Below are 21,007 nucleotides of genomic sequence, written 5' to 3'. Positions count from 1 at the left end.
GAGATGGTGTCATCAAGGTGGAAATGCATTTTCTGCCGGATATTTATGTTGCCTGCGATGTTTGCCACGGGCAGCGTTACAACCGGGAGACGCTGGAAATCCAGTACAAGGGCAAAAACATTCACGAAATCCTGCAGATGACCGTCGAAAATGCCCATGCATTTTTTGAAGCTGTGCCGACCATCGCGCGCAAACTGCAAACCTTGCTGGATGTAGGGCTGGGGTATATCACACTGGGACAGTCCGCCACGACCCTGTCCGGTGGCGAGGCTCAGCGCGTCAAACTGTCTCTGGAGTTATCCAAACGCGATACCGGCCGCACGCTCTATATTCTCGATGAACCCACTACAGGCCTGCATTTCCAGGATATCGACCTGTTGCTCAAAGTCCTGCATCGCCTGCGCGATAACGGTAATACTGTGGTCATCATCGAACATAATCTGGATGTGATCAAAACCGCCGACTGGATCATCGATCTGGGTCCGGAAGGAGGAGCAGGGGGGGGCAGAATCATTGCCGAAGGGACGCCGGAAACGGTAGCGTCGATCCCCGGCAGTTTCACCGGATACTTTCTCCAGCCATTACTTTCCACCACACTGACGGGGTAAATTGTATGAATCCGCGTGAACTGCTGCTCGACAGTTTTCGTGCTGCCATCGATGCAGCTGATCCGCAAAAGATCGTCCCCGCTCATCTGCCTGAACCACCTTCGGGGAACACGCTGGTCATCGGTGCAGGCAAAGCAGCGGCAGCCATGGCTCGTGCCGTAGAAACACACTGGCCGCCGGGCAATCATCTGGAGGGTATCGTGGTCACACCTTATCGCCATGGACTTGCGACCAACAGCATCATGGTGATCGAAGCCAGCCACCCCGTACCCGATACCCAGGGTGAGATGGCTGCCCGCGCCATTCTGGAATCGGTACGCATGCTCAAACCGGATGATCTGCTACTGGGGCTGTTCAGCGGCGGCGGATCAAGCCTGTTGTCCGCACCCGTTCCGGGGGTGACGCTGGAGCAACTGAAATCCATCACTCACCAACTCTTGCTGTGTGGCGCCTCGATCCAGGAAATCAACATCGTGCGCAAGCATTTGTCCACGGTGCTGGGAGGGAAACTGGCGGCAGCCAGCCGGGCACCGGTGCGCTGCCTGATCATTTCGGATGTCACGGACAATAACCCGAGCTCTATCGCCTCCGGACCCTGCGCGCCAGATCCTTCTACCTGGCAGGATGTACTGATGCTGATCGAACGTTATGCAATCACCGTTTCTCCACAGGTTAGCGAAGTGTTACGGGAAAACGGCCGCAAAAGCAGCAATGGAGGAGAGGGGGAAACACCCAAGCCGGGCGATTCAGTATTCAGAAATGTGAAAAACCGGATCATTGCCACCGCCCGGCAATCACTCGCCGCTGCGGCACAGTTTTTCCAGGCGCAGGGTATCACCCCGCTCATTCTGGGTGATACCGTGACCGGTGAAGCACGGGAAGCAGCCAAAATGCATGCCGCCATTGCACGCGAAATACGTCATTACAACAATCCGTACCGGCCGCCCGTTGCACTGATTTCCGGCGGAGAAACAACTGTTACGGTAAAAGGCACTGGCAAAGGGGGACGTAATGCTGAATTTCTATTATCACTCGCCATTGCACTCGATGGATTAGAAAATGTATACGCACTGGCCTGCGATACGGATGGTATAGACGGCAGTGAAACCAATGCCGGTGCAGTGATGGCACCCGATACCCTGGGCCGGGCACGGCAAGCCGACATCGATCCAACGGCTTTACTCGATAACAACGATGCCTATACTTTTTTTGAGAAGCTGGGCGATTTGGTTGTCACCGGCCCGACCTATACCAATGTAAATGATTATCGGGCGATCCTGATAGTGTGATGCAAGCAGTCCGGTTTCAGGCTCGTTCCTGCAGCCAGCCGGCCACTTCCACTGCGAAATACGTCAGGATGGCATCTGCACCGGCACGTTTGCACGCCAGCAATGCCTCGGTAACACAGGCTTTTTCATCCAGCCACCCATTCATGGCAGCCGCTTTCAGCATGGCATATTCGCCACTCACCTGGTAGACGAAGGTGGGCACACCCAGCTCATCCTTGACTCTGCGCACGATATCGAGGTAAGGCATGCCGGGTTTGACCATGATCATATCCGCGCCTTCCTGAATATCCAGCCCCGCTTCCCAGAGAGCTTCATCCGAATTGGCCGGGTCCATCTGGTACGTGTATTTATTACCAGCCCCCAGCGTAGCAGACGAGCCGACTGCATCCCGGAACGGGCCGTAAAAACTGGAAGCATATTTGGCTGAGTAAGCCAGTATCCGAGTATGGATAAACTGGTCACGATCCAGTACAGCACGAATGGCAGCTACCCGACCGTCCATCATATCGGAAGGTGCCACGACATCTGCACCCGCCTGGGCATGTGACAATGCCTGCCGTTCCAGTACACTGACAGTTTCATCATTCAGCACATAGCCGTTTGCGTCGATTAGACCATCCTGACCGTGGCTGGTATAGGGATCGAGTGCCACATCGGTGATCACCCCCAGTTCGGGAAAACGTTTCTTCAATTCCTTCACCGCGCGTGGCACCAGGCCATCGGGGTTATAGGCTTCATCGGCAGTCAGATTTTTCAGGGAAGCATCGATCACCGGGAAAATTGCCAGGGCGGGGATTCCCAGACTCAAACATTTTTCGGCTTGGAGCAGGAGCAGATCAATACTTTGCCGGACAACCCCGGGCATCGACGCCACTTTCTCTTCACGATTACTGCCATCCAGTACGAATACCGGATAAATCAGATCATCTGGCCGCAGATGGTTTTCCCGGACCAGACGGCGGGAGAAATCATCCCGACGGTTACGGCGCATTCTTTTTTGTGGAAACTGGCTGAAAAAGGTCATGTTTTATTATCAAAATAAAAAATTGATACATCGTGGAACTAAATTCATTTAGTCCATTCTTATAGATAGGTGGTTGGTAATTACCACCTCTCGCCTTCCCTCCCTGAGGCGAGGCCTTACAAGCAAGGCGATTCTCCCCGGCTCAATCCCCTTTAGCCGGGGTTTTTTTTTGCTCGCTGATTTCACCATTCTCCTGCTGTACGCTGGCATGGCCAGCATCGAACCAGTTTTGCAACAACTGCGAAGCTTCTTCCACGCCCGCGGCTTTCAGGCTAGAAAAAGTCTGGACGGTACAGTGAGGGTAATTGGCAGTCAGAAACTGCCTGACTTCGTTCAATGCCACCAGTGCTCTGCTTCTGCTCAGTTTGTCTGCCTTGGTCAGCAGTACATGAACCGGTTTTTTCGTCTGCCTGAACCAGTCCAGCATCTGCAGATCGAGCTTTGTCAGCGGATGGCGTATATCCATGATGAGTATCATACCGTACAACGATTGCCGGGTTTGCAGATAGGAACTCAGCAAATGCGACCAATGCTGTCGGATGGCCAGCGGTACTTGTGCGTAACCGTATCCTGGCAGATCGACCATGAAGCGTTCCGCGCCCAACTGAAAGAAATTGATGTGCTGTGTTCGGCCCGGTGTTTTACTGACGAAGGCAAATCGTTCTCTTCCCACCAGTGTATTGATTGCGCTCGATTTTCCGGCATTGGAACGTCCGGCAAAAGCAACTTCGATCCCAGCCGTTTGCGGCAAATCCTGCAAATGGTTGACTGTCGTATAAAATTCAGCATGTCTGAAAAGCGGGTGCGTCATGATGCATCATCCTGATGTTTAACGGATTGCCGGTATCTCTGCTTGTGCCCCGGCAATAATGACCAGTCCCTCCAGTACCAGATCATCGACAATCTGGTGAGGGATATGTATATGAGGAGCCAGCAGCGCTGCGCCACCGCCCGTCATGATGGTTTCTACAGCCATTTGTTTTCCCGTATATTCGGAAAGCTGGTCATACATTCGCTCCAGTGCGCCGGTCAGTGCCTGAATCATCCCGCTATACAAAGCATTCCCGGTATTGATCGGAAAATTCTGGAAACTGCTGGATAGCAGCGGGGAAAATGTTCCGGTGCGCCCAGCCAATGCCTGTTTCATGGTATCCGGACCTGGTACGATGATCCCCCCCAGAAATTCACCCGAGGCAGACAAAGCATCGACTGTCATGGCAGTGCCCACATCCACAACCAGACATGCCTGTTGCAACCGGTGCCACGCAGCGATCAGTGCTACCCAGCGGTCGCAGCCCAATTGCGCCGGGTTGCTGTAACGGCTGATGACACCACACTGACTGGCACTGGCTGTGACCCATTCCGGTTGTACATGCCATGGTTCCAGCAATGCCGTTAAATCATTTGCCGCCTGTAATCCTGCCACATTAGCAATCCAAATGGATGCAGGCGCTGGCAACACAGCCCAGTTTTGTTTCAGCATCCTGCGTTCGCTTTGTAATGTCTTGCCATGCGCCAGCCACTGTCGACCGTCATGTAACCCCCATTTGATGGCGGTATTACCCGAATCGATCGCCAGCAGCAAAGAAGATGTATTCAACCTGAAAACCTCAATTGAACGGGCTGGAATGTTCTGAATGTTCTGCCAGACTGCGCAGAGAGATTTCCCCGCTTCTCAACTGTATGACACCCGTCGAAGTATCGACCAGCAAAGCACCATCCGCTGCAACACCGATTGCAACCCCATTTCCGACAGAATCATCCGCGAAGCTGACCTGCACCATTTTGTCCTGATAGGCATGGTAACGTGTCCATTCCTCTATGAAAGGCTCAAAGCCATGTCGTTCAAATGTATCGAGCACCCTGACCAGCTCTTTCAATAAAACCGCCAGTAACTGATTCCTGTCCGGCATTTGCCCCGTGATACTGGCGACATCGGCTACCTTCTGATCGATCCGGGCTTTTGTAGCGCCGGAAAGCCTGAGATTCAATCCAATACCAATAACCACGGTACCCAGACTCAGCATATCTCCGTGCAATTCGATCAGCACACCTGCCAGCTTGGCATGGGAACCGGACAACACGTCATTCGGCCATTTCAGCGCAATATCACGAATACCGAGCGATGTCAGTGCACGGACGATTGCTACACCCACTGCCAGACTCAACCCGGAAAGGGTGTTTACCGGACATTGTGACGGCCACAAAACAGAGAAAGTCAGGCTGTCTCCCAGACCCGATGACCATGAACGTCCACGGCGTCCGCGTCCTTGTGTCTGTAATTCCGTGACCAGCACCTGCTTGATTCTGTTAGCGGAAATACCTTGCTCAACCGCACGCTGCAGCAGTAACGAATTGGTCGATTCGACAGCTTCCACAATCTCTATTTGTATGGAATCGGCGTATTCAGCAAGATGTTGGTGTATCTGTTCGCTGTCCAGCCATTGAACCGGATTCAACCAGCGATATCCGCGGCCAGGAATTTTATGTATGGTCAGGCCGTAACTTTCCAGATCCCGCAGCGTGTTGGAGATGCTGGCACGAGAAACTTTCAGGGCCTGGCCCAAGGCCGTACCGGAGTGATAATTGCCATCACTCAGCATTCTCAGGATGGCAAACGTAAGCTGCCTCATATCGAATTTCCGGTTGGATTCATGGGTACTTCTGATTTATCCAGCTCCAGCAATCCTGCTTATCTCCGGCTTGGTATGCCCTATAACAAAAAAAGCGGATAACTCCGCTTTTGGCTGGCTGATGTGCCTTTGATAAAACTTACCAAAGGCACATCCATTTGATAATTTAGTGTGATTTATGTTCGGATGCACGCAAGTGTTCGATAGCTTCCTGCGCGTGTTTGGTAGCAACACCAACATGGCCTTCCTCACCATGCTTGATAGCATCTTCCAGATGTTTGATTCCATGGCCTACATGTGTATTGCCACCTGCTTCACTGGCAGCCTTGGCATGTGTCAGACTCTCTTTTGCATGTTCCAGCAGCTGGTCAGTATGGCCTTCCTTACCGTGTGCCACAGCTTCCTCGGCATGTTTCACTGCCTCGTCCACGTGAGCGGCATGCCCACCCGCATACACCTGCATGCTCAAAAACAGTGCGGTAACCGAAGCGGCAATTACTTTTATCAGGGTTGTTTTCATAATAGCTTCTCCTCTTTATTAGTTGCTCAAGATGTATGATTCCTATAACAACACGGTGAATAAGGAGGGGGATAAAGCCAACCGATATAGATAAAACCCCGCCAAACTCTGTGCAGAATTCACACAATCGTTTTTATATCACAGATCACTGCCAACAGGTAGTGCCGTTCTGGTGGCAAATAATCAGATACCTCTCAATAATTCATTGATACCGGTCTTGGAACGGGTTTTGGCATCGACCTGTTTCACGATTACCGCACAATACAGGCTGTAGCGGCCATTTTCAGCCGGCAGGTTTCCGGAAACCACGACTGATCCCGGGGGAATCCGGCCATAGGTGATTTCACCAGTTTCACGGTTATAAATCCTGGTACTCTGACCAATATAAACACCCATTGAAATCACCGAATTCTCGCCAACGACGACACCTTCGACAATTTCGGAACGAGCGCCGATAAAGCAGTTATCTTCGATAATGGTAGGGCTTGCCTGTACCGGCTCCAGCACCCCTCCGATACCCACCCCTCCAGACAGATGGACGTTCTTGCCGACTTGTGCGCAGGAACCCACAGTTGCCCAGGTATCCACCATCGTGCCTTCATCAACATAAGCACCAATGTTCACATAAGAGGGCATCAATACCACATTACTCGCGATAAACGCACCCTTGCGAACAGCAGCTGGTGGAACCACGCGGAACCCGCCATCGCGAAAGTCGCGCGAGCTGTAATCCGCGAACTTGGACGGAATTTTGTCGAAATAGTTGGAAAATCCCCCCTTGATGAAACTGTTGTCTTCCATGCGAAAAGACAGCAGAACGGCTTTTTTGATCCACTGATGAACCACCCATTCACCATTGATTTTTTCAGCCACCCGCAATCTGCCGGTATCAAGCATATTGATAACCTGGGCAACCGATTCCTTCAGGTTGGCTTCGACATTCCGGGGGGTGATTTCAGCGCGCCTTTCAAAGGCATTTTCGATGACAGCCTGTAATTGCTCCATGTAACTCCTAAAAAATAATCAGATCAGAATTTTCTGGCAATGTCCCTGATTCGTTCCATTGCTTCCATGCATTCCATCACGGGTGCAACCAGTGCAATCCGTACGAAATCTTCACCAGGATCGATCCCGTGCGCCTCTCGTGCCAGATAGCTGCCGGGCAACACGGTCACATTTCCCTCACGATACAAACGCCTGGAAAATTCGATACCGCTGACAGGCGTTCTCAGCCATAAGTAAAATCCCGCGTCCGGCATGCTAACAGGCAGCGTGTCCTCCAGTATGCGCATAGCACCCGTAAATTTTTCACGGTACAACCTGCGGTTTTCAACCACATGTTGCTCATCACTCCAGGCAACAGTACTTGCTGCCTGCACAGCCGGATTCATGGCACTACCATGATAGGTGCGGTAAAGCAGAAATTTCCTGAGAATGGTTGCATCTCCCGCTACAAAACCGGAACGCATTCCCGGTACATTCGAACGCTTGGATAAACTGCTGAACACGACCAGACGGGGAAATCCGCTATGCCCGAGTTTTTCAGCTGCTTCCAGTGCACCCAGTGGGGGATGGCCCTCATCGAAATAAATTTCTGAATAACATTCGTCTGCAGCAATCACAAATCCATAACGATCGGACAAATCGAACAAATGCTTCCATTCATCCAGAGTCAACACTCTGCCGGTAGGGTTATTGGGAGAACAAATGTACACCAGTTGTACATGCTCCCACACTGCATCGGGTAACTGTGCAGTATCCGCAGAAAAATTGTTTTCCGGCAGCTGGTTGAGAAAATAGGGCACTGCTCCAGCTAGCAGTGCAGCCCCTTCATAGATTTGATAAAAGGGATTCTGGCAAATGATTGCCGGCCGGGAAACCATGCCTGTATCAATCACTGCCTGGGCAAATGAGAACAATGCTTCCCGGCTGCCATTGACCGGAATGACCTCGGTATCAGGATCGATGGCAGACAGGTGATAGCGCTGCGCGAGCCAGCTTGCGATACTGGCTCTCAACTCGCCAGTCCCGAGTACTGTGGGATAATGTGCCAGCCCTTCGAGGCTGTTGATCAGCTCCTGCCTGATAAATTCGGGAGTGCTGTGCCTTGGCTCACCAATATGCAGACCGATAGGAGTCGGCAGGGGAGTCCTTGGCACGAGATCCTCAAATAATCGGGTGAGCTTCTGAAACGGATATAACTGAAGATTTTCCAGTGAAGGATTCATACTTTCTCAAGATTGCCCGCAAGCAACAATACAGTACTTGCGAGTCAGGTCAGATATGCTTTCAGGAAGGCAGCAAAAATGATAAGCGTCAATTATAAAGGGCACAGGTAACCTTGACCAAACAAAAAAAATTATTGCCGGTAACCAGCCTGCTGTTGGGTGCCGCCATCTGGGGAGTAGCCTGGTATCCCTATCGCTTACTGGAACAGGCGGGTATGCGTGGTGAATTGTCTACCACACTGGCTTATTCCATTGCGCTACTGATCGGCCTGATTCTGTTTCGAAGACAACTCCGGATTTCTGAAATACTTAATCCTGCAGCCAGTATTTTGTTCTGGATCAGTCTCAGTGCGGGCTGGACCGGTATTGCCTATGTACTCGGAATCATCCACGGAGAAGTCATGCGGGTACTGCTCCTGTTCTATCTGGCACCGCTGTGGACCATCCTGTTTTCACGTATCCTGCTTCAGGAACGTCTGAGTAGACAGGGTTACATGATCATTCTGCTATCCCTGGCAGGTGCGCTGCTCCTGCTCTGGCAACCGGGAGGCAAGCTACCCCTGCTGACTTCCTATGGCGACTGGATGGGGTTATCCGGTGGATTCGCCTTTGCCCTGGCCAATGTCCTGATTCGCAAGGATCAGCAACACACCATCCAACTAAAGCAGTTGGCAGTGCTCTTCGGCACTGCTCTGACCGGATTTGCCGCAACATTGCTGATGGAAAGTGCCTCCAATATATCTCATCTGCATATCCACGCATGGCTGATACTGGCAGGCATGGGTGGACTGGTATTTTTTCTTTGCATATTGCTGCAATATGGAATAACTCACATACCGGCCAACCAAGCTATTGTGATCATGTTGTTCGAACTGGTGGCCGCAGCCATCGCCGCCCATTTTCTGACGGATGAGTACCTGACAGAAAGAGACTGGGCTGGCGGGCTTATGATTGCCTCCGCCAGCCTGTTTTCTGCGCGAATCAATCGGGATTGAATACATAATCTCATCACTTGTCCTGAAATCCTGAAGATTGCTGCTTGTATTCATTGGACTGGACTAATCGAGCGCAGCGCCTTAAACTTCTGTCGAAGCTTATCATTCTGAGTCAACTACATAAAAGGAAACGGCAATGTCACTGATTAACACTACTGTTAAACCGTTCAAAACAACTGCATATCACAATGGCGATTTTGTCGAAATCACGGATAAAACCTTGAAGGGCAAATGGTCGGTCATCGTTTTCTACCCGGCTGATTTCACCTTTGTCTGCCCGACTGAGCTTGAAGATCTGGCGGACAACTACGATGAATTCCAGAAGATCGGGGTTGAAGTCTACGGTGTTTCAACAGATACACATTTCACGCACAAAGCCTGGCATGATACTTCCAGCGTGGTTCGTAAGGTTCGCTATCCGCTGGTAGGTGATCCCACCAGAGAACTGTCCCGCAACTTTGATGTGCTCATTGAAGATGCAGGTCTGGCGCTGCGTGGAAGTTTCATTATCAACCCGGAAGGCGAGATCAAGGCATTTGAAGTTCAGGACAATAACATTGGCCGTAATGCTGCCGAACTGTTGCGTAAAGTCAAGGCTGCACAATACGTCTCAATGCATGAGGGTGAAGTTTGTCCCGCCAAATGGACAGAAGGTGCTGCTACACTGAAACCGTCAATCGACTTGGTCGGCAAAATTTAAGATTCCCGCCATTTCTGTCTGCCGATATTGGCCGGTGGTATTTCTTTTTATGGGAAATATCCCGGCCGATTTTATTTTGTCAGGCACTCACATTGTGATCGACAATCGTTGGTTTGCTTTTTTCCTATTCATTGTGCGAAGCCATGTATCAGAAATTTAACAAGCCAGTAAACGCTGTCCTACATCTGATTCTGGTCTTGAGCATTACTGCCTGTGCCAGCCAGAACAAATTTTTTGATACGCTCGATTACAATAAAGACTGGGAAACGATTCAATCCAACCTTCCCGCTTATCCCCAACCGGAAGACCTGCTGGAGTTCGATGCTGGCCCTGCCACCAGTCTGCGCTATTTCATCGACGCTAAATCCATCAGTGTCGATGAAAAACGTGTGATCCGGTACAGCATGGTGATCCAATCACAGCAAGGCGCAAACAATGTCTCATATGAAGGGCTGCGTTGTGAAACGCGTGAGAGAAAACGCTATGCAACCGGTAACAATGAGACCCGCAGTTGGGTACGTGCCAATATTTCCGAATGGCAGCTACTGGAAGCAGTTGCTCAGTTAAATGCTCAGCGGGAACTGGCAAAATACTACTTCTGCCCGCGCGGACTAGTCGTAGGCTCTCCCAAAGAAGCTGTTCGCGCGCTCAAAGCTGGTATGCACCCGATGGTGACTCATTAATCGCTATCCTTCTGCTCTTCACTTGCTGATCGAGTCGTCGGGTTGTTTTTCAGTCATTTTCTGCAGGATTGTCAGAAGCTCGATCGGCAATGGAAAAACGATTGTAGAACTTTTTTCACCTGCAATTTCGGTGAGTGTTTGCAGATAGCGCAATTGCAGTGCCTGAGGCTGATTTGCAAGGATTTGTGAGGCTTCGAGTAAATGACGTGATGCCTGTAATTCTCCTTCTGCATGAATAATTTTGGCACGGCGCTCACGTTCAGCTTCAGCTTGCCTGGCAATTGCTCTTACCATCGTGTCATTAAGATCGACGTGTTTGAGCTCGACATTCGATACCTTGATTCCCCACGCCTCAGTTTGCTCATCCAGAATCAACTGAATATCGGAATTGAGCTTATCCCGGCTGGCCAGCATTTCATCCAGCTCGTGCTGCCCCAGCACGGAACGTAACGTCGTTTGTGCCAACTGGCTGGTCGCCATGTTGTAGTCTTCAACCTGAATAATGGCTTTTTGCGGATCAACCACACGAAAATACAGCACGGCATTCACCTTGACTGAAACATTATCACGCGAGATAACATCCTGAGCGGGCACATCCATCACGATAGTGCGCAGATCAACCCGCACCATGGTTTGGATGGCGGGGATCACAATAATCAGACCCGGCCCTTTGACCCGCCAGAAACGTCCCAGCATGAATATGACACCCCGTTCATATTCTTTCAGCACCTTAAGCGAACTGACGAGGAAAAAGATGGAAAAAGTCAGTATAAGCGTAATGACAGATACGGTATCAGTGTACATATCCATTCTCCGTTGTATTCATTGCGTGATCGGGTTGGCAAGGCTCCACTTCCAGCAGCAATCCCCGCATGGCTGTAACTTTGATCCGCTGCCCAAGTGACAATGGTGTATTGGTATGAGCACGCCACCGTTCCCCATGAATCCGCACCCAGCCTTCCTGATCGAAATTTTCCAGTACTTCACCCGTACTGTGAATGAGTTCTTCACTACCCGAGACCACTGGATTTTTTCTGGATTTGAGCACCATCCTGAACACCAGCATGAAAAATCCGGCCGACATCAGCGTAAACGTGGCGATCAACGGAATCGAAATACCGTAATCGGGCATGTCTGTATCGATCAGCATGATCGATCCAATGACAAAAGCTGCAATGCCACCGATACCCAGTGCGCCCACACCCGGTAGCAGCGCTTCTGCCAGCATAAAGGTAATCCCGAGCAGAATCAGTGCCAGACCGGCATAGTTGATCGGCAAAACCTGAAAAGCAAACAAGGCCAGTAACAGACTGATCGCTCCAACCACACCGGCCACAATCGTTCCGGGCGTGGTAAATTCCAGAATCAGACCATAGAAACCAATCAACATCAGAATGTAGGCGATATTAGGGTCGGCAACCACTGCCAACAGGCGAGTGCGCCAGTCCGGCTCAATGCGCTCTAGTGTCAGAGACCGGGTAGATAATTTGACTTTTTCTCCGGACAAATCAACTGTACGTCCGTCTATCCTGGTCAGCAGATCATTTACATCATCTGCTACCAGATCGATGACATTTTTATCGAGTGCTTCGACAGCTGTCAGACTCACCCCCTCACGCACGGCTTGCTCCGCCCAATCCGCATTACGTCCGCGCATTTGAGCAAGCCCGCGGATATAAGCGACGGCATCATTGATCACTTTTACTGTCATGGCATCCTGTCCGCCGGATTTATCGGGCCGCTCACCCTTCGGCTGACTGTCAGGTATTTCCGAATCGGATGCCAAAGTACTCATCTTTACCGGTGTAGCGGCACCCAGATTGGTAGCAGGTGCCATTGCTGCGATATGGCTGGCATACAGAATATAGGTTCCGGCACTGGCAGCACGTGCACCACCAGGCGCAACGAAGCTTACCACCGGTACCGGAGAAGCAATGATTTCCTGAATGATTTTGCGCATCGATACATCCAGACCACCCGGTGTATCGATCTGAAGAATAATGACTTGCGCTCGCCGCTTGGCTGCTCTGGACAGCCCACGCTGAATGTAATCGTGCATGGCCGGGCCGATTGTTCCATTGACATCCAACCAGATAGCAACGTTGCCGGTATCACTCTTCGCAGTACCGGCAGTATCGGGAGATTGTGCGAACAGTATGCCAACCCATAGCAGGCATACTAGTAGTAAACCGTATTGTGTCTGGTAAAACCTGGCGGATTTACTGACACGCATACGCATATCCTTATTCTGGCAGCCAGCGCCGCCGAACGGAATCGCGGTTCAGGGCAAGCCACTGCAGCGCAATGATGGCACTGGCAGAGTTGATCCGGCCAATATTCAACAGCCTGATGGCCTCATCCAGAGGCATGACATGCACCTTGATATCTTCATCTTCTCCATGATTACCATAAACGGCACCGGCTTCAATCGTTTGCATATCGACCCGACCGCAGAACAGAACGATTCGCTCAGTAGTGCCACCAGGGCTGACCAGATAATCGTACAGCGGGATCAGACTACCGATTTGGCAATTTGCTTCCTCTATTGATTCTCTTGCAACCACCTGTTCGGGTGTTTCATTGGCCTCGATCACCCCCGCCACGATTTCCAGCAGCCAGGGGCCACCGGGTGCAGACATTGCGCCGGCACGAAACTGTTCGATCAGCAATACTTCATCCGTTTGTGGATCATAAGGCAATACCGCCGCCGCATGTCCCCGTTCAAACAACTCGCGTGTGATCGGTCGTCCCCATTCACCATTGAATTTACGATGGCGCAAATGGTATCGTTCCAGGCGAAAAAAACCCTGAAAACAAATAACCTTTTCCAGTACGTCGAAATCCATTTACAGATGTCCGGGTGGTGTGTCTGCAACCTAGTTGCCATTCCCGATTGCAGGCGGATAAAACACGATTCGAATTAGAGATTGGTCCGGGCGTGCTGATCGATCAAGTCATCAATCGTGGTGAACGGGTGGATGCAAATCGCAAACCTGCCATGCACCCGGAGACTGATCATCATTACACGCCCGTTACCCTCAGTGCTTCAGGTCAGCTGCCTGCTGAATACCAGCCAGCAACCAGCCGGAATCAGATGCTGCCAGATCTTTTTCAACGTGCCAGATTTCATCGAAGGGTTCCGGCTGCGCATTGGGAGCATCCCTCAACTCACCGGTAAACCGAACACTGGCAATAGCATGATTACCCTCATTTATCACATCCAGCAAGGCCGCATCAACAAAAATCACATCGGTCTGCTGCGCCATGTTTCCACGCTCAGCAACCTGTTTACTGATTTCGGCAAACAGATCAGGTGTAGTATAGGCGCGAATTTCTTCCAGATCCCCGGCATCATGAGCTAACTGCAAAGCGATGAATGAACGTTTGGCCTGCTTGAGGAACGATTCAACATCGAAATCAGCAGGAATATCCGGTGCATCCGTGGTGCCGGTGGATTGCCTGCCATAACTGCTGGAACCTGCCCCACCTGCTGGTGCCGATGTATCCCGATTCGGAAATGGAACACCTCCCATCCCTCCTGCTCCTGCACCGGAATACTGCATTGGCCGCTGGGTTTGCCTGCCACCGGCAGATCCACGCATCATGCGCATGATGAAGAATATAGCAGCGGCTATGCCAACCAGTACCAGAATATCCATCATGTTGATCCCGTCAAAAGCACCGCCCATGAACAGAGATGCCAGCAATCCTCCTGCAGCCAGTCCGGCCAGAGGGCCGAGCCACTTGCTGCCACCCGCAGCAGGAACAGCCTGTGAAGCGGGTGATGCCGCCTTTCCAGATTGCGGAGCTTGGGGAGCAGCCTGCTGCTGCCGGTTGAGATTGATTGACTGGCGCTGTTTTCCGACACTGCCGCCACCTCCCATACGCCGAGCTTCGACATCAAGTGCTGTCAGACCAAAGGCAAACAGGGCTATGGCCAGAAATGTTAATATCCGCATTATGACTACCTCCAAGAATCAAAAACACAATTTAAGGGCCGAGTATAGCATCAACCCGAATGGCACTGGACAATCCACCGGATGGAAAAGTTCATGATTGCAAGCATGACGGGTTATGCAGCAGTCTCCCGGGAAATTCCGCAAGGATCACTGGCTTTGGAACTGCGTTCAGTCAATAATCGCTATCTTGACCTGCAATTTAGACTACCTGATGAGCTCCGTGTACTTGAATCCGAAATGCGTGATTTTCTCGGTACCGGACTGACACGGGGAAAAGTTGATTGTCGCCTGATTTTTTCAGCCTATTCGGACAATTCCCATCAACAACGACTGAATCGTGATCTGTTGCAAGACTTGCAGATCATGAGCGATGAGATCAAATCAATTTTTCCTGCTGCAGGTAATCTTTCCGTTGCTGAAATTCTGCGCTGGCCTGGCGTACTCGATAGTGGTCATGTTTCGGTCGATGACCTGCGTACCCCGTGTATGGCACTGTTACAAACTGCTTTACAGGAACTTGCCTCCGCCCGGAAGCGCGAAGGAGAAAAACTGCAGAACCTGCTGCTTGAACGTGTACAGCGAATGCGTCAACTGGTATTGGACCTGCTACCTGGTCTGCCTGCTATTCTGGCCGGTTTTCAGGAAAGATTACTGAACAGCCTGAAAGCAGCAGGGCTCGATGAAAAGGACGAACGTATCCGGCAGGAATTCACCTTGTTTGCCAACAGAGTCGATGTAGACGAGGAGTTGTCACGCCTGCAAGGACACCTGAACGAATTCGAACATATTCTGCTTGCCGGAGGTGTCGTCGGCAAACGGCTCGATTTCCTGACACAGGAACTCAATCGGGAAGCCAATACGCTGGCCTCAAAGTCGGTAGCGCGAGAAGTCACGCGAATAGCAGTAGAAATGAAAGTGCTGATCGAGCAATTGCGCGAGCAGATCCAGAATATTGAATAATTCAGAAACCTGATGATTGCCAATCCCCTTGGGAACCTCTGAAAAACGTCAGCGAGGCAGTTAGTTCAAGACAAAAATCGGCGAGAAAACACAGAAAGGCAACACAGGTAGTTTTTCAGAGGTTCCCTAGAATTTTGCCAGTATGCCGTCAAGCTGCTCCAGGCTGGCATAATGAATAACGACATTGCCAGTACCTTTTTTCCCGGGTTTGATAATGACATTGGCACCCAGCCGGGCAGAGATATCTTCCTGAAGACGTAACAGATCCCGATCCGGGAATGACCGTTTTTTTACGGAAGGCATCTCATTCATTCGCTTGAGCAGGTTTTCAGTTTCACGTACGGATAACTGCTTTTGTATGATCAGGTGCGCGACTTCCAGCTGCTTGCCGGCATCCAGCACAAGCAGGGCACGTCCGTGCCCCATATCGATTTCTCCCTGCATGATCAGATCCTGCACGGGCGCTGCCAGATTGAGCAAGCGCAGCAGATTTGAAATTGCACTGCGGGAATATCCCAGCGCCTGTCCGGCAATCTGATGAGTCATGCCGAATTCCTCGATCAACCGTTGTATTCCCAGTGCAGCTTCCAGCGGGTTGAGATCTTCGCGCTGGATATTCTCGATCAGAGACAGAGCCAGCGCGGATTCATCCGGCACCTCGCGCACGATTGCCGGAATCTGTTCCAATCCTGCAATTTGTGCGGCACGCCAGCGGCGTTCCCCGGCAATGATTTCATAGCCGCCCATCATAAGGGGACGCACCAGGATCGGCTGCATGATTCCCTGCGTCTTGATCGATTCAGCCAGATCATGCAAGGAGGCTTCATCCATCCTGGTCCGAGGCTGATATTTACCGGATTGCAACAAGCCCACATCAAGATTCTGCAGGGAATCCATTTCCGGAGGATTGCCTGCTAACAATGCATCCAATCCTCTTCCCAGTCCTTTTGGTTTCACCATGTCACCATACCAAATCATTAATATCGATGGATTCCGATCGGATCATCGATCAGTTAGCGGTTGCCAGAATTTCGTTGGCCAGTTCGAGATAAGCCTGAGCTCCCCGGGATTGCCTGTCATGATAGAGCACTGGCAAACCAAAACCAGGCGCCTCGGCCAGTCGGATATTGCGAGGAATGACGGTCCGGTATACTTTGTCGCCAAAGTGCTGCTTCAATTGATCGGAGACCTGCTGTGCCAGCAGGTTGCGCGGATCAAACATGGTTCGCAGCAGACCTTCTATTCTGATCGCAGGATTGAAACCCGTTCGCACTCTTTTGATGGTGTTGACCAGATCACTCAACCCCTCCAGCGCATAATACTCACATTGCATAGGGATGATAACGGCATGCGCCGCACACAACCCGTTCAGTGTCAGCAAATTCAGTGCGGGAGGGCAGTCGATCAGAATGAAATCATAGTCTGCCTGAACCGCTTGTAGAGCCTTTTTCAGGCGAGATTCACGCTGCTCCAGCGCCACCATTTCCACTTCTGCACCAGCCAGTTCCTGGTTAGCCGGAAGCAGAGCGTATTTTCCCGGTTTCGTTGATAAACGAACTTCGGCCGCCATTTGTTCGCCCAGTAAAACCTGATAAACGGTACGATCCAGCAGGCGTTTGTCCACGCCACTTCCCATTGTCGTATTACCCTGCGGATCCAGGTCGACGAGCAGTACTCGTTTATCAATACTGGCCAGGCTGGATGCCAGATTGATGCTGGTAGTCGTTTTGCCTACACCTCCTTTCTGATTGGCTATGGCAAATATTCTGGTCATCAGATTATGTTTTTGTATTTTCGGCAGGCTTACGAGATATGCTATACGACAATCATTATCCGGGCTGGTATCGGATCATAACCAGATGTCGCTTAGCTTTCAGCCCGTGCACGGTAACTGCAACAATCTTCTCAACGACAAATTCCGGAGATAACTGCATCAGCTCCATGTCCGGGAATTCCCCCTTCATAGCAATGAAGCGACAGTGATCGGCATTATTTTCACACAGATGTTTCGACAGGCTCATGAAACGTTCGAGACTGGAAAATGCACGTGAAACGACGGTATCCACTTTGCTTTCCAGCTTTATTTTCTCCACTCGTCCCTGTTTGACCGAGATATTTGGCAAACCCAGTTCGAGCACGGCTTGCAGCAGAAAAGCGGCTTTTTTCTGATTACTTTCCACCAGGGTTACCTGCCATTCGGGACGTGCCAGCGCCACCGGAATACCAGGAAAGCCAGCACCGCTGCCGACATCGACGATAGCTGGTCCACTGACATGCGGCAAAATCACCAGACTGTCCAGCATGTGGCGAGTAATCATCGATTCAGGATTTCTGACCGAAGTCAGATTATGGGTGCTGTTCCATTTCGCGATGAGTTCGATGTAGCGCAATAACCGGCTGCTCAAGGGCCCTATGTCCGCAGATAATTCTGGAATTGCTTCCAGACCGTCAAGCAACTGTTTTTCCAGATTCATGCATTTCTTCCCGTTTGACTGCCTGCCGCGCCATACCACGCTTCAAATGTACCAGCAGTAAAGATATAGCTGCCGGTGTAATACCGGAAATACGCGCTGCCTGGCCTATCGTTTCCGGCTGATGCTCATTAAGTTTCTGTGTCACTTCGTTGGAAAGTCCCCGTACAGTACGGTAATCCATATCTTTTGGCAGAATCATGGCTTCGTGCTGCGCATGGCGGATGACTTCCTGTCTCTGTCGTTCTATGTAACCTTCGTATTTGACATCGATTTCCACCTGCTGAGCAACCTGTCTATCAATCACAGACTGCCCTCTATCGGATAGCGACACCAGATCTACATAACGAATTTCGGGACGCCGCAACAGATCATACAGCGAATATGAACGATCGTCGGCTGGCTGATCAGACGTCTGCAATTTACTCAAAGTGCCAGGAGAAATCCAGGTATTACGCAGTCTCGTTTTCTCCGTTTCTATGGCTTCACGCTTGGCAGCAAAAGCCTGCCAGCGTTCTTCGCTTACAAGACCCAGCCGATGGCCGGTTTCGGTCAACCGCATGTCAGCATTATCTTCTCGTAATTGCAAACGAAATTCCGCTCGACTGGTAAACATCCGGTAAGGCTCCGTAACGCCACGGGTAACCAGATCATCGACCAACACACCAATATAAGCCTCGTCACGACTCGGACACCAGGGTTCCTGTTCCTTTATTTTGAGGCTGGCATTCAGCCCGGCAAGCAAACCCTGAGCAGCGGCTTCCTCATAACCGGTGGTGCCATTGATCTGGCCTGCAAAAAACAACCCGTCGATCACTTTGGTTTCGAGAGATTTTTTGAGCGCACGCGGATCGAAATAATCATATTCGATTGCATAACCTGGTCGGGTGATATGTGCATTTTCCAGCCCTGCGATGGAGCGAACCAGCTCGACCTGCACATCGAAAGGAAGACTGGTCGAAATTCCATTCGGATAAATTTCGCTGGTTTCCAATCCTTCCGGTTCCAGGAAAATCGTATGCGCCTCTCTCTCAGAGAAACGCACTACCTTATCTTCGATCGACGGACAGTAACGCGGTCCGATACCTTCTATTTTTCCGGTATACAACGGAGAACGATCCAGGCCTGCTCGAATGATTTCGTGTGTCCTCTCATTGGTACGAGTCATCCAGCATGATATCTGCCGGGGATGTTGCCCGATATTACCCAGAAACGAAAAGACCGGCACCGGCTCATCTCCCGGCTGTTCGCGCACCCTCTGGAAATCGATGGTGCGTGCATCAATACGTGGCGGTGTACCGGTTTTAAGCCTTCCGACCGACAGATTCATTTCGCGCAGACGATGAGCAAGCCTGATCGATGCGGGATCACCTGCTCGCCCGGCCTGAAAATTCTGATGACCAACATGCGCCACGCCACCCAGAAATGTACCCACCGTCAATACCACAGCGCGCGCAGAAAAAGTAATGCCGAGATGCGTGACAACACCCGTAATTTTGTCACCATCCAGCAGCAGATCATCGACCGTTGACTGCAATATCAGTAAATTGGATTGGGCTTCCAATCGCTTGCGAATGGCCTGACGATAAAGCACTCGATCCGCCTGTGCACGGGTTGCGCGCACGGCCGGACCTTTGCTTGAATTGAGTATTCGGAACTGAATACCAGCTTCATCAGTTGCTGCAGCCATGGCACCACCCAGCGCATCGATTTCTTTGACCAGGTGGCCTTTGCCAATTCCTCCGATCGATGGGTTGCACGACATCTGCCCCAATGTGTCCAGATTTTGTGTCAGAAGCAGTGTTTTTTGGCCCATACGTGCAGCAGCAAGCGCAGCTTCTGTTCCGGCATGCCCGCCACCCACGACGATGATGTCAAAATCTTTCGAGAAATACATAAATATCAGACTGCTGATTTACCAGCGCTACCTGGACAAACACAGGCGATCAGGTTGAAGAAGATTTGCTCTAAAAACCGAAAGTATTTTATATGAATTTGATCAGACTGGCACAAATACACCATTGAACAAATACAGAAACGCCATAAATCCTGTCTAACTGTGATCCTTTTACAAGATCATGGCATTATCAGAACACAGCCTCCACTGAAAAATGTTTCACGTGAAACATCTTTCAAGCGGAAACGAATGGATCGTCAGATCGTTTGGCCTTTGGTGTTATAAAGTGGAGGATGCCCTGCAGCGCTGTGCAAGGCATTCAATGTCCGGCGTGTATATTGCAGCCAGCTGGAAGTAATGACTGCATTGGTTTGATTGAGCTGTTTTGCCAGATCAGCGAGACCGAGCAACTCTTCCCAGTCGTGAGCAACTGCTGATGTTTCATTGCTGACAGACATCCAGGCATTCATACCTTGTGTACCTTCAGGCAAGCCGGCAGCATGCAGAAAACGGTTACGGCGCATATCCAGCCTTGAGAACTGATCGATCAGCCGATCCTTGTCAGCAATCAGCAAAGCCAGATCATCCAGATTTCCTGCAGCGAGCAGATCTCGCTCATGTTCGAGAAGCTCCAGAAACAAACGAATGTTATCCAGTTCAAGCTGGAGAATATGTTCCAGTGAATCCTGATCCGGGGTGTTCGTCTGTATGCTGTTCATTTTGGCTCTATCGTTTGTTCTGAATCAATTCTTTCACGGTTTCCAGCAGGCGATCTGCAACCACTTCCGGATTGACCTTGAAATGCCCCTCACTGATTGCCTGCTTGATTTCAGCCACCTTTGCGGTATTTATTGTCTCACTACTCGCATCCGACGACTGGATACTCATCGAAAGTGAACTGATATGGACATTATCGCTTTCGCCGACCGCACCCGGCTTAGCACTATTTGCTCTGTCCATTTTTTTTTGTGCACCGCCAGCAACGGTCTCTGTGCGTCCTGGAGGTATCTGATTTATTTTCACGATCGAATTCCTTCTAA

22 protein-coding genes and 1 pseudogene are annotated in these 21,007 nt (G+C 50.8%); 6 read left to right on the top strand and 17 right to left on the bottom strand.

Going from position 1 to position 21,007, the window contains the following annotated elements:
* Together ABUL11_RS04610 and ABUL11_RS04605 are read left to right on the top strand one after the other, a co-directional pair.
* Positions 1-608 (top strand): annotated as a pseudogene (locus ABUL11_RS04610) (excinuclease ABC subunit UvrA); the annotation flags it as partial.
* 5 nt (positions 609-613) lie between these two features.
* Entirely contained in the window at positions 614-1,897 is a 1,284-nt protein-coding gene (locus ABUL11_RS04605; RefSeq protein WP_350282690.1) for a glycerate kinase type-2 family protein, read from the top strand.
* A 16-nt stretch (positions 1,898-1,913) separates the two neighbouring features.
* Here the strand turns inward: ABUL11_RS04605 and hemB are convergent, their stop codons facing one another.
* The 7 genes from hemB to dapC form a co-directional block, all read right to left on the bottom strand.
* Complete coding sequence (gene hemB, locus ABUL11_RS04600; protein WP_350282689.1) at positions 1,914-2,921, bottom strand: porphobilinogen synthase; 1,008 nt, start codon at positions 2,919-2,921, stop codon at positions 1,914-1,916.
* Between the two features lie 142 nt (positions 2,922-3,063).
* The gene (gene yihA, locus ABUL11_RS04595; RefSeq protein WP_350282688.1) at positions 3,064-3,732 is read right to left on the bottom strand and encodes a ribosome biogenesis GTP-binding protein YihA/YsxC; all 669 of its coding nucleotides are present in this window, start codon (positions 3,730-3,732) and stop codon (positions 3,064-3,066) included.
* An 18-nt stretch (positions 3,733-3,750) separates the two neighbouring features.
* Positions 3,751-4,521 (bottom strand): type III pantothenate kinase, encoded by a 771-nt coding sequence (locus ABUL11_RS04590; RefSeq protein ID WP_350282687.1) that lies wholly within the window; start codon positions 4,519-4,521, stop codon positions 3,751-3,753.
* A gap of 10 nt (positions 4,522-4,531) precedes the next feature.
* The gene (locus ABUL11_RS04585) at positions 4,532-5,554 is read right to left on the bottom strand and encodes a biotin--[acetyl-CoA-carboxylase] ligase (protein WP_350282686.1); all 1,023 of its coding nucleotides are present in this window, start codon (positions 5,552-5,554) and stop codon (positions 4,532-4,534) included.
* 166 nt (positions 5,555-5,720) lie between these two features.
* A complete protein-coding gene (gene smbP, locus ABUL11_RS04580) occupies positions 5,721-6,074 on the bottom strand; it encodes a small metal-binding protein SmbP (RefSeq protein ID WP_350282685.1) in 354 nt (117 codons plus the stop codon).
* A 183-nt stretch (positions 6,075-6,257) separates the two neighbouring features.
* A complete protein-coding gene (gene dapD, locus ABUL11_RS04575) occupies positions 6,258-7,079 on the bottom strand; it encodes a 2,3,4,5-tetrahydropyridine-2,6-dicarboxylate N-succinyltransferase (protein ID WP_350282684.1) in 822 nt (273 codons plus the stop codon).
* A gap of 23 nt (positions 7,080-7,102) precedes the next feature.
* Positions 7,103-8,302, bottom strand: a complete 1,200-nt coding sequence (gene dapC / locus ABUL11_RS04570) for a succinyldiaminopimelate transaminase (RefSeq protein WP_350282683.1) — start codon at positions 8,300-8,302, stop codon at positions 7,103-7,105.
* 113 nt (positions 8,303-8,415) lie between these two features.
* Between dapC and ABUL11_RS04565 the strand changes: the two genes are divergently transcribed.
* From ABUL11_RS04565 to ABUL11_RS04555, 3 genes are all read left to right on the top strand, one after another.
* Complete coding sequence (locus ABUL11_RS04565) at positions 8,416-9,297, top strand: DMT family transporter (RefSeq protein WP_281871280.1); 882 nt, start codon at positions 8,416-8,418, stop codon at positions 9,295-9,297.
* Between the two features lie 136 nt (positions 9,298-9,433).
* Positions 9,434-9,997, top strand: coding sequence for an alkyl hydroperoxide reductase subunit C (ahpC, locus tag ABUL11_RS04560; RefSeq protein ID WP_350282682.1), 564 nt, complete (start codon positions 9,434-9,436; stop codon positions 9,995-9,997).
* 143 nt (positions 9,998-10,140) lie between these two features.
* A complete protein-coding gene (locus ABUL11_RS04555) occupies positions 10,141-10,680 on the top strand; it encodes a CNP1-like family protein (protein ID WP_350282681.1) in 540 nt (179 codons plus the stop codon).
* Positions 10,681-10,698: 18 nt separating this feature from the next.
* On the opposite strand, the gene ABUL11_RS04550 is transcribed toward ABUL11_RS04555, so the two are convergent.
* From ABUL11_RS04550 to ABUL11_RS04535, 4 genes are all read right to left on the bottom strand, one after another.
* Positions 10,699-11,484, bottom strand: coding sequence for a slipin family protein (locus ABUL11_RS04550; protein WP_350282680.1), 786 nt, complete (start codon positions 11,482-11,484; stop codon positions 10,699-10,701).
* Positions 11,474-12,913, bottom strand: a complete 1,440-nt coding sequence (locus tag ABUL11_RS04545) for an NfeD family protein (protein ID WP_350282679.1) — start codon at positions 12,911-12,913, stop codon at positions 11,474-11,476. Before ABUL11_RS04545 ends, ABUL11_RS04550 begins: the two co-directional genes overlap by 11 nt.
* Before the next feature lie 10 nt (positions 12,914-12,923).
* The gene (locus ABUL11_RS04540; protein WP_350282678.1) at positions 12,924-13,526 is read right to left on the bottom strand and encodes an NUDIX domain-containing protein; all 603 of its coding nucleotides are present in this window, start codon (positions 13,524-13,526) and stop codon (positions 12,924-12,926) included.
* A gap of 192 nt (positions 13,527-13,718) precedes the next feature.
* The gene (locus ABUL11_RS04535) at positions 13,719-14,639 is read right to left on the bottom strand and encodes a Tim44 domain-containing protein (protein WP_350282677.1); all 921 of its coding nucleotides are present in this window, start codon (positions 14,637-14,639) and stop codon (positions 13,719-13,721) included.
* A gap of 93 nt (positions 14,640-14,732) precedes the next feature.
* Here ABUL11_RS04535 and ABUL11_RS04530 point away from each other — a divergent pair, with 93 nt between their 5' ends.
* Positions 14,733-15,599 (top strand): YicC/YloC family endoribonuclease, encoded by an 867-nt coding sequence (locus tag ABUL11_RS04530; protein WP_350282676.1) that lies wholly within the window; start codon positions 14,733-14,735, stop codon positions 15,597-15,599.
* A gap of 126 nt (positions 15,600-15,725) precedes the next feature.
* Here ABUL11_RS04530 and ABUL11_RS04525 read toward each other — a convergent pair whose 3' ends face one another.
* The 6 genes from ABUL11_RS04525 to flgM all read right to left on the bottom strand — a co-directional run bounded on the left by ABUL11_RS04525 (position 15,726) and on the right by flgM (position 20,990).
* Entirely contained in the window at positions 15,726-16,559 is an 834-nt protein-coding gene (locus tag ABUL11_RS04525) for a ParB/RepB/Spo0J family partition protein (protein ID WP_350282675.1), read from the bottom strand.
* 49 nt (positions 16,560-16,608) lie between these two features.
* Complete coding sequence (locus ABUL11_RS04520; RefSeq protein ID WP_350282674.1) at positions 16,609-17,373, bottom strand: ParA family protein; 765 nt, start codon at positions 17,371-17,373, stop codon at positions 16,609-16,611.
* Positions 17,374-17,428: 55 nt separating this feature from the next.
* Positions 17,429-18,073 carry a 16S rRNA (guanine(527)-N(7))-methyltransferase RsmG gene (gene rsmG, locus ABUL11_RS04515; protein ID WP_350282673.1) on the bottom strand — a complete coding sequence of 215 codons (645 nt, stop codon included), beginning with the start codon at positions 18,071-18,073 and terminating at the stop codon, positions 17,429-17,431.
* Positions 18,048-19,967, bottom strand: a complete 1,920-nt coding sequence (mnmG, locus tag ABUL11_RS04510; protein WP_350282672.1) for a tRNA uridine-5-carboxymethylaminomethyl(34) synthesis enzyme MnmG — start codon at positions 19,965-19,967, stop codon at positions 18,048-18,050. Before mnmG ends, rsmG begins: the two co-directional genes overlap by 26 nt.
* A gap of 257 nt (positions 19,968-20,224) precedes the next feature.
* On the bottom strand, positions 20,225-20,686 hold the full coding sequence (locus tag ABUL11_RS04505) for a flagella synthesis protein FlgN (RefSeq protein WP_350282671.1): 462 nt from the start codon (positions 20,684-20,686) through the stop codon (positions 20,225-20,227).
* Positions 20,687-20,693: 7 nt separating this feature from the next.
* A complete protein-coding gene (gene flgM, locus ABUL11_RS04500; protein ID WP_350282670.1) occupies positions 20,694-20,990 on the bottom strand; it encodes a flagellar biosynthesis anti-sigma factor FlgM in 297 nt (98 codons plus the stop codon).
* Between the last annotated feature and the right edge of the window lie 17 nt (positions 20,991-21,007).

Origin of the sequence: Nitrosomonas sp. (genome assembly GCF_040256045.1) — a bacterium.
GTDB lineage: Bacteria > Pseudomonadota > Gammaproteobacteria > Burkholderiales > Nitrosomonadaceae > Nitrosomonas.
Note: the sequence above shows the minus strand (reverse complement) of the source record. Positions and strands in the feature narration are given on the sequence as shown.

Excerpts from the sequence above, each read along its gene's own strand:
- ABUL11_RS04605 (WP_350282690.1), top strand. The coding sequence starts at position 614 with ATGAATCCGCGTGAACTGCTGCTCGACAGTTTTCGTGCTGCCATCGAT.
- hemB (WP_350282689.1), bottom strand. The coding sequence starts at position 2,921 with ATGACCTTTTTCAGCCAGTTTCCACAAAAAAGAATGCGCCGTAACCGT.
- yihA (WP_350282688.1), bottom strand. The coding sequence starts at position 3,732 with ATGACGCACCCGCTTTTCAGACATGCTGAATTTTATACGACAGTCAAC.
- ABUL11_RS04585 (WP_350282686.1), bottom strand. The coding sequence starts at position 5,554 with ATGAGGCAGCTTACGTTTGCCATCCTGAGAATGCTGAGTGATGGCAAT.
- smbP (WP_350282685.1), bottom strand. The coding sequence starts at position 6,074 with ATGAAAACAACCCTGATAAAAGTAATTGCCGCTTCGGTTACCGCACTG.
- dapD (WP_350282684.1), bottom strand. The coding sequence starts at position 7,079 with ATGGAGCAATTACAGGCTGTCATCGAAAATGCCTTTGAAAGGCGCGCT.
- dapC (WP_350282683.1), bottom strand. The coding sequence starts at position 8,302 with ATGAATCCTTCACTGGAAAATCTTCAGTTATATCCGTTTCAGAAGCTC.
- ahpC (WP_350282682.1), top strand. The coding sequence starts at position 9,434 with ATGTCACTGATTAACACTACTGTTAAACCGTTCAAAACAACTGCATAT.
- ABUL11_RS04555 (WP_350282681.1), top strand. The coding sequence starts at position 10,141 with ATGTATCAGAAATTTAACAAGCCAGTAAACGCTGTCCTACATCTGATT.
- ABUL11_RS04550 (WP_350282680.1), bottom strand. The coding sequence starts at position 11,484 with ATGTACACTGATACCGTATCTGTCATTACGCTTATACTGACTTTTTCC.
- ABUL11_RS04545 (WP_350282679.1), bottom strand. The coding sequence starts at position 12,913 with ATGCGTGTCAGTAAATCCGCCAGGTTTTACCAGACACAATACGGTTTA.
- ABUL11_RS04540 (WP_350282678.1), bottom strand. The coding sequence starts at position 13,526 with ATGGATTTCGACGTACTGGAAAAGGTTATTTGTTTTCAGGGTTTTTTT.
- ABUL11_RS04535 (WP_350282677.1), bottom strand. The coding sequence starts at position 14,639 with ATGCGGATATTAACATTTCTGGCCATAGCCCTGTTTGCCTTTGGTCTG.
- ABUL11_RS04530 (WP_350282676.1), top strand. The coding sequence starts at position 14,733 with ATGATTGCAAGCATGACGGGTTATGCAGCAGTCTCCCGGGAAATTCCG.
- ABUL11_RS04525 (WP_350282675.1), bottom strand. The coding sequence starts at position 16,559 with ATGGTGAAACCAAAAGGACTGGGAAGAGGATTGGATGCATTGTTAGCA.
- ABUL11_RS04520 (WP_350282674.1), bottom strand. The coding sequence starts at position 17,373 with ATGACCAGAATATTTGCCATAGCCAATCAGAAAGGAGGTGTAGGCAAA.
- rsmG (WP_350282673.1), bottom strand. The coding sequence starts at position 18,073 with ATGAATCTGGAAAAACAGTTGCTTGACGGTCTGGAAGCAATTCCAGAA.
- mnmG (WP_350282672.1), bottom strand. The coding sequence starts at position 19,967 with ATGTATTTCTCGAAAGATTTTGACATCATCGTCGTGGGTGGCGGGCAT.
- ABUL11_RS04505 (WP_350282671.1), bottom strand. The coding sequence starts at position 20,686 with ATGAACAGCATACAGACGAACACCCCGGATCAGGATTCACTGGAACAT.